This window comes from uncultured Nitratireductor sp. (genome assembly GCF_913053745.1).
Taxonomy (GTDB): domain Bacteria; phylum Pseudomonadota; class Alphaproteobacteria; order Rhizobiales; family Rhizobiaceae; genus Nitratireductor.
The window spans coordinates 1-6,646 of the sequence record NZ_CAJXGF010000204.1; the positions used below are offsets into that span (position 1 = coordinate 1).

General features: G+C 59.3%; 8 protein-coding genes and 1 pseudogene. 4 read left to right on the forward strand and 5 right to left on the reverse strand.

Annotation, left to right across the window (positions count from 1 at the left end; all coding sequences use genetic code 11):
• Positions 1-374 (reverse strand): cbb3-type cytochrome c oxidase subunit I (locus QZ638_RS21675; protein WP_295814414.1); only part of this gene is annotated, 374 nt, incomplete at its 3' end.
• A 96-nt stretch (positions 375-470) separates the two neighbouring features.
• A pseudogene (locus tag QZ638_RS21680) lies at positions 471-1,071 on the reverse strand (5-formyltetrahydrofolate cyclo-ligase).
• Positions 1,072-1,227: 156 nt separating this feature from the next.
• Here QZ638_RS21680 and QZ638_RS21685 point away from each other — a divergent pair.
• The 3 genes from QZ638_RS21685 (at position 1,228) to QZ638_RS21695 (ending at position 2,931) form a co-directional block, all read left to right on the forward strand.
• Positions 1,228-2,067: a LysR family transcriptional regulator gene (locus QZ638_RS21685; RefSeq protein ID WP_295814416.1), complete on the forward strand. Its 840-nt coding sequence runs from the start codon at positions 1,228-1,230 to the stop codon at positions 2,065-2,067.
• Positions 2,068-2,177: 110 nt separating this feature from the next.
• Positions 2,178-2,387 (forward strand): DUF2945 domain-containing protein, encoded by a 210-nt coding sequence (locus tag QZ638_RS21690; RefSeq protein WP_295814418.1) that lies wholly within the window; start codon positions 2,178-2,180, stop codon positions 2,385-2,387.
• Positions 2,380-2,931, forward strand: a complete 552-nt coding sequence (locus QZ638_RS21695) for a DUF488 family protein (protein ID WP_295814420.1) — start codon at positions 2,380-2,382, stop codon at positions 2,929-2,931. Before QZ638_RS21690 ends, QZ638_RS21695 begins: the two co-directional genes overlap by 8 nt.
• 13 nt (positions 2,932-2,944) lie before the next feature.
• On the opposite strand, the gene QZ638_RS21700 is transcribed toward QZ638_RS21695, so the two are convergent.
• The 3 genes from QZ638_RS21700 to QZ638_RS21710 all read right to left on the reverse strand — a co-directional run bounded on the left by QZ638_RS21700 (position 2,945) and on the right by QZ638_RS21710 (position 6,080).
• The gene (locus tag QZ638_RS21700; RefSeq protein ID WP_295814423.1) at positions 2,945-4,465 is read right to left on the reverse strand and encodes an FAD-dependent oxidoreductase; all 1,521 of its coding nucleotides are present in this window, start codon (positions 4,463-4,465) and stop codon (positions 2,945-2,947) included.
• A gap of 64 nt (positions 4,466-4,529) precedes the next feature.
• Positions 4,530-5,237 carry an RNA polymerase sigma factor gene (locus QZ638_RS21705; RefSeq protein WP_295814426.1) on the reverse strand — a complete coding sequence of 236 codons (708 nt, stop codon included), beginning with the start codon at positions 5,235-5,237 and terminating at the stop codon, positions 4,530-4,532.
• Positions 5,238-5,360: 123 nt separating this feature from the next.
• On the reverse strand, positions 5,361-6,080 hold the full coding sequence (locus QZ638_RS21710) for a GTP cyclohydrolase I (RefSeq protein WP_295814428.1): 720 nt from the start codon (positions 6,078-6,080) through the stop codon (positions 5,361-5,363).
• 218 nt (positions 6,081-6,298) lie between these two features.
• Here QZ638_RS21710 and QZ638_RS21715 point away from each other — a divergent pair.
• Positions 6,299-6,646 (forward strand): hypothetical protein (locus QZ638_RS21715; RefSeq protein ID WP_295814430.1); only part of this gene is annotated, 348 nt, incomplete at its 3' end.

Genomic DNA, 6,646 nt, shown 5'->3' on the forward strand with positions numbered 1-6,646 from the left:
ACGACAATCAGCCAGAACGAAATGTTGTTCATACTCGGGAAGGCCATATCCGGCGCACCAATCATGATCGGCACGAACCAGTTGCCGAAGCCACCGATGAGCGCCGGCATGATCACGAAGAAGATCATTACGAGCCCGTGGGCGCTTACAAACACGTTGAAGGTTTCGGAGGCGGAAAATATCTGCAAGCCCGGCTCCTGCAACTCCATACGAATGGCGACCGACAAAGCAGTGCCGAGAATGCCCGCAAGGATCGAGAAGATCAGATAGAGCGTTCCGATATCCTTGTGATTGGTCGAGAATAACCAACGGCGAACGAATGGTGGAGCGTCGGCGGCTCGCTCCAACTCTTTCTCATGTGCATTCGCAGACATGTGCAGGACCCTCTTTCATGCGACAGGCACGGTGGTCTCGAGGAATTGGCGAGGACACGTCGCTTTGTCCGAAAATCGACTGCCTGTCTTCAGCGGTTAACTCGTGATGATCTCGTCCATTGGTATGTCGTGAGGTTGTGGGAAAATGCTTGTGAGCGTGCAGTCGGCATAACCAACGCCTATCGTCCGCGGCTTCGCGGACATCGCCGCCAGAGTGCGGTCGAAATAACCGCCGCCATAGCCGAGCCGGTAGCTCCTTGCGTCAAAACCCACGAGTGGCGCGATGACAACATCAGGCTGCACTGCAGATCCCCCCTGCCGGCACGAGAATGTTCCAGACACCCCGCTCCAGAGGATCACCGGGAGTCCATAGCCGGTATTCAAGCGGCGCCCCCTTCTCAGTGACGACCGGCAGCGCCAGCCGCCCACCACGATCGATGGCTTCGACGCCCCAGTTGCGCAGGTCCGGTTCTCCTCGTACCGGCCAATAGATGCCGATCACCTTGCCTGCGAACTGTTTGATCGTCCGATCCAACTTCCGAACGATCCCGTCGGAACAGGCTTGCCGCTCGATTTGACTCTTTGCCATCCGAGCTGCAATCAGGAGCTTGCGCTGTTCCTTTCGCCAGCGTCGAACCTCCATCCAGTCCTTCGAGGCGACATGTTCACCGCCACCGCTGGCGGACAGCTCATGCATGAAGCATGGCGGGGACGCATATTGCGGGGGCTTTGACGAATGCTGCATTGGCGGACTCCTCGTGAACCACGCTCAGGCTGCGCCTTTCGAAAATCAAAGGCAAATGGAATTAAATGCTGTATCAGTGCAAATAAATTGCATTTATCGGAGATCGTGATGGATATTGAACGCGCGCGAACGTTTCTGGAGATCGTGCACACTGGAAGCTTCCTGAAAGCGTCCGAACGGCTGCATGTCACCCAAACCACGGTGAGCGCACGTATCCGCACGCTCGAGGACGAACTCGGACGCAAACTCTTCATACGAAACCGGAACGGAGCGGTTCTGACATCGGCCGGCCGTGAGTTCGAACGCTTCGCACTGTCCTTTCTCCAGGTGTGGGAACGCGCTCGCCAGCAACTCAAAATTCCGGCAGGAAAGACCGGCATCATAGCTCTGGGCGGCGAACTCAGCCTGTGGAACCCCGTGCTGCTCGACTGGCTGCTATGGATGAAGCAGAACCGGCCGGAAATCGCCATTCGCGCCAATGTCGGCTTGCCGGACCAGTTGATTGAGCAATTGCGGACCGGCGTGCTCGACATCGCCGTGCTTTACGCACCGCCGATGTTGACGGGTTTCAAGGTTGAACTGATCGAGGAAGAAGAACTCGTTCTCGTGCGGACCGTGAAGAAAGCTGCGTCGGAAGAACCGCACTATGTCCATGTCGACTGGGGGCCACAGTTTGCAGCGTCACAGGCTTCGGCGACACTTTCAACAGACCCACACGGGCTGTTGGTCGGCCTTGGACCCCTCGGCCTGAGTTACATTCTTCGCGCTGGAGGTAGCGGGTACTTTCGAAAAGGTGCTGTCAAACCACACCTGGAAACCGGCGAACTCGAACTCGTTACAGGAGCTCCCCGCTTCACCTATCCCGCCTATGCCATCTACGCAGAGGCGGGCACGGCCCGCGCTGAATTGCCGATAGCATTGGACGGTCTCAAACAGGTGGTTCGGTGATCTGGGTTCCCGATCGCGGCCCTCGGGACGGCCACACCACTTCGCATTTGGAACGTCCTTCATCCACCACGCGTTGTTCTTGGCAATGCCCAGACGAGGAGTACAGTCCAATGGCCAGGTTCGATGTCGGTGATTCAGTGAGCTGGAATTCGGAGGCCGGACGGGTCTCCGGAAAGGTCATCAAGATTCACGACAGCGACTTCGAGTACAAGGGGCACAGGCGGCGCGCATCGCCAGACGAGCCCCAATACGAGATCAAGAGCGACAAGACCGATCATATCGCCGCTCACAAGGAATCGGCGCTTTCAAAAAATGGATGAGGCGGTCCAGCCTGAAGGAGTCGCTTTCACGATCGGCCATTCGAACCGGACACTGGAAACCTTCAAGGCAATGCTTCTGGAAGCGTCAATCGACATGGTTGTCGACGTGCGCAGGTTTCCGAGATCACGGACCAATCCGTCCTATAATTCGGAGTTTCTCGAGCCACAGCTCCAATCTGATGGAATCGGCTACATCCATTGCCCGCCCCTTGGCGGTCTAAGGTCCAAGGTCGTAGAAATACCGCCTGATGAAAACGGCTTCTGGCGCAACAAGAGCTTTCACAACTACGCGGATTTCGCCCTCACCGACACGTTTCGATCAGCATTGCTCAAGCTGCTTGATCTTTGCCGTGAGCGGCGATGCGCCCTCATGTGTGCGGAAGCGGTCTGGTGGCGCTGCCATCGGCGGATTATCACCGACCACCTCATCGCACGCGGCGTGAGCGTCTATCATGTCATGGACATCGGAAAGCTCACCAAGGCGCACTTGTGCGACGGCGCCGTGATCGACCCCGACCTGCGTGTTCGCTACCCAGCTCGGTAGAGGCCAGCAGGCCTCATTCGGGGGTTGGCAGGGTTCGCCTTCTGACCAGCGCCTCCATATCTCGCCCAAGGGTGGCTACGGCCAGCGTTCGCCCGCTCCTCCGGTAGCTGACGCTGGCATCGCACGCTGTAATATCGCCATCAACGGCCGCAACATCCCAGTCTTCGGCATGGCCCACATAGCGAATGGGAATGTCGTAATGCGCACTCCAGAAGAAAGGCGTGTCGTCAAACGGCTTATCATCACCAAGCATGTTTGCAGCCACCACCTGACCCTGGCGCTCTGCTACCACCCAGTGTTCAATGCGCATCGTTTCTCGGTTCTGCGGCCCCGGCCAGCGCGCCACGTCACCCGCCGCGTAAATGCCGGGGGCAGACGTCTGGAGCCGTGCATCGACGAGAATTCCATCATCGACCGACAGCCCCGCCTTCTCCGCCAGTGCGGTGCGCGGGCGTACACCTGCACCGATGACAACCAAGTCCGCCTCAATCGTGTCATCTGAAGAGAGTGTCACCGCATTGGCGGAGATCGCCTTGATCGAAGTCCGCATGCGGAAAGTGACACCATGGTCTTCGTGCAACCCGGCAATGAAATCTCCCAGCGCGGGCCCAAGCACCTTCTCAAGCGGACGGGCATCCTGCGTGACCACGTGCACCGTCAGTCCGCGCTGCCTAATCGCCGCCGCCGTCTCGAGTCCTATGAAACCCGAGCCCAGCACAACGGCAGTCTTCGCTCTCTCTGCCGCATCGGCAAGTGCACGTCCGTCAGCAAAGCTGCGCAGGGTGAAGACATGCGACAGGCCGGCACCGGGGATCGGTGGGCGAACCGGTTCCGCTCCCGTCGCGATCAGAAGGCGGTCGAACTCCAGAACACGCCCGCCCTCCAGCACCACGCGGTGCGCCGGCACGTCGATGGAGGAAACCGTTTCGCCCAGTTGCAATTCGATGTCGTTTTTCTGATAAAACTCATCCGGCCTGAGCGGCATCCATTCGGGCGGTGCATCTCCGGCGAGATAGTCCTTGGACAGGTTCGGCCGGTCATACGGCGCATCCTCGTCGGCCCCGAGAAGAGTGAGTGTCCCATCATAGCCTCTTCTGCGCAGCATTTCGGCGCAAGCAAATCCGGCAGCTCCAGCGCCAATGATCACGATGGCGCGGGGTTCATCCGTGTTTGCTGTCACGCGCGGCGGCGGCGCGGTCTTCTCGCGAACGATAATGCGTTGGCCATCACGCTCCACCTTCCAGCATGACAATGGGTCAAAGGCAGGAGCGCCCAGAGCCTCGCCGGTGCGAAGCGAAAAACAGGCATGATGAAGCGGACAGCGAACGGTTTCTCCGGTGATCAGTCCCTCGTCCAGCGGACCTCCGTAATGCGTGCAACTGGCATCGACCGCCAGAACCTCTTCACCAACACGTGCAAGCAGAACGGAGGCCTTCCCCACATGCCCACGCAACATCTGTCGGTCGTTGAAGTCAGCCAACGTCACCCCCTCGGTGAGGTCCCGGCCCCTATCCACGTCCTGCGTATTGCCCATGCCATGTCTCCCTTCGTATCACTCGCCCCGCGGAGCGCAGATGGTTCCCGCCCAGCAAGCAGCCTTACTCGCAAAGTCCTTCCGTCCGGGCTCGAGCCATCACGCCCGCCACGATGCGATCACAACGCTCAGCTGCAAAGCTGAAGGCCTCGCCGATGGCGACGTCCATCTCCTGCGCGAGACTTTCACGCAGAAGGGCACGGGCACGAAAATAGCGTGTGCGGACTGTGGCTGCGGGAATGTCCAGCACCTCCGCCACCTCATCGACGCTCATTTCCTCGATTGCCCGCAGCATGAAGACGCTGCGAAATGCTTCGGGCAGCACCGCGATGCGCGCCTCGATTAGAGCGCGGAGCTGGGACCGTTCGACCGAATGCTCCGGCCCACGAGCAGGTGCTTCCGTCAGTGCCGAGCGTGTGTCCTTGTCGGACGACATCATGGCTGTCTCCAGTGGAATGATTTGCGCGCTTTTCCGGCGCAACCGGCCCAACGCCTCGTTGACCGTGATGCGGACCAGCCAGGTGGAAAGCTTGCTTTCGGCGCGGAAGCCCGACAGCGCGCGCCAAGCCTGCATCCATGCTTCCTGCGCGACATCCTCTGCCTCGCCGTCGCTGCGCACGATGCCCCGGGCCGTTCGGAACAGGAGCTGGTTGTGGCGACGCATGATCGCCTCGAAGGCGGCGCCGTCCTTTCGGGCCGCACGCCTGGCCAATTCGGTATCTGGAACATCTTCAGTGTATACAGATGCAGCCCGTTCGATGGCTTCATGCATTTGTGCCTCCTCGGAGTTGAACAACACCAGCACCCTTCATCCCGTTCCCTGGCATCGAGGGTTCACTACTGCCGAGCCAACAGAATAGACTTGTCGGACTTGATCTTGAACGTCTGATCAGGATCACTTGTCGCCCCCTTTTCGCAGGTCGAGAAATTCACGCCTCAGCGCCTCGTTCTGCAAAAACGCGCCGCGCATGATGGATGTCGTCATCACCGGCTGCTCATCCTTCACGCCACGCCAGTGCATGCAAAAATGATCCGCCTCCATCACGACGGCCAGCCCTTCAGGCTGAAGACGGCTTTCGAGTTCATCGGCCAACATGATCACAGCTTCCTCCTGAATCTGCGGGCGGCTCATGATCCAGTCGCAAAGGCGGGCAAACTTGGACAGACCGATCAGTTCAGCCTCCCTGCTGGGAAGGACACCGATCCACATCTTTCCCATGATCGGGCACAGATGGTGGGAGCAGGCACTGCGCACCGTGAGCGGGCCGACGATCATCAGTTCATTCAGCTGCGAGACGTTGGGAAAGCTGGTGACGGGCGGTGCCGGGCGATACCGCCCTGCAAACACCTCATCGACAAACATCCTCGCCACCCGCCGCGCGCTGCCCACGGTGTTGTGATCGTTCTCCGTGTCGATCACGAGCGCGTCGAGCACCGCATTCATCCGGTTCTCGACTTCCAGGCAAAGGTCTCCCAGCTCACCATCCTCGATGAAAGCCGCAATGTTGTCATTGGCCCGGAAGGTGTGGCCGGCATCCCTCAAACGTGCGCGAATTCGGGCAGATGCCGGGACGCTGTCGCAGGTGTGATCGGGGGGGATCATCGTGTTGAGCACAATCAAACTCCTTCTTGCGGCAAGACGGCCGCTCGGCGGGATGGGGCAATCGCTCCGTTCGACCATTGGATGCGCGGACCCGGCGCTGCGTTCCCGATACGTCGTAGAATTTTTATTCGGCCAGGGCGGCTCAATTTCGGGAACGTTTTGCAGCGGCGCGCATCCAATGGATCGAGCACCCTCCAAAGGGCCTCAATCCAACAGGAAAGGACAACCCCATGAAATTTCTGCCAATACTGTTTACCTCCGTATCGCTTCTTGCAGCAGCTCCAGCAGTCGCGCATGACAAGGAAACTCTGAAGGAAGCACCGCCCGGAGAACCTTACGTCAAAGTCAGCGATGCTTTACCCCTGCCGGAGTTTATCCCGGGTCTCGGCACGCTGTTCGTCGATCCCGAAACCCTGCCCGCCGGCCCTTTCCTGGCCTATGATCACGATGGCAAACTATCCGCCACAGTCTACATGACGCCCCTCGAAGAACTTCAAAATGGTACCGCCTATGACGGGCTGAGCATTGGCTCGCACACGGTGAGTGGCGTCGACATCTACTACAATGCCGGCCATCCG

Bases quoted from the DNA above. Each gene is read 5' to 3' on its own strand.
- QZ638_RS21695 (WP_295814420.1), top strand. From the start codon at position 2,380: ATGGATGAGGCGGTCCAGCCTGAAGGAGTCGCTTTCACGATCGGCCAT.
- QZ638_RS21690 (WP_295814418.1), top strand. From the start codon at position 2,178: ATGGCCAGGTTCGATGTCGGTGATTCAGTGAGCTGGAATTCGGAGGCC.
- QZ638_RS21705 (WP_295814426.1), bottom strand. From the start codon at position 5,237: ATGCATGAAGCCATCGAACGGGCTGCATCTGTATACACTGAAGATGTT.
- QZ638_RS21700 (WP_295814423.1), bottom strand. From the start codon at position 4,465: ATGGGCAATACGCAGGACGTGGATAGGGGCCGGGACCTCACCGAGGGG.
- QZ638_RS21685 (WP_295814416.1), top strand. From the start codon at position 1,228: ATGGATATTGAACGCGCGCGAACGTTTCTGGAGATCGTGCACACTGGA.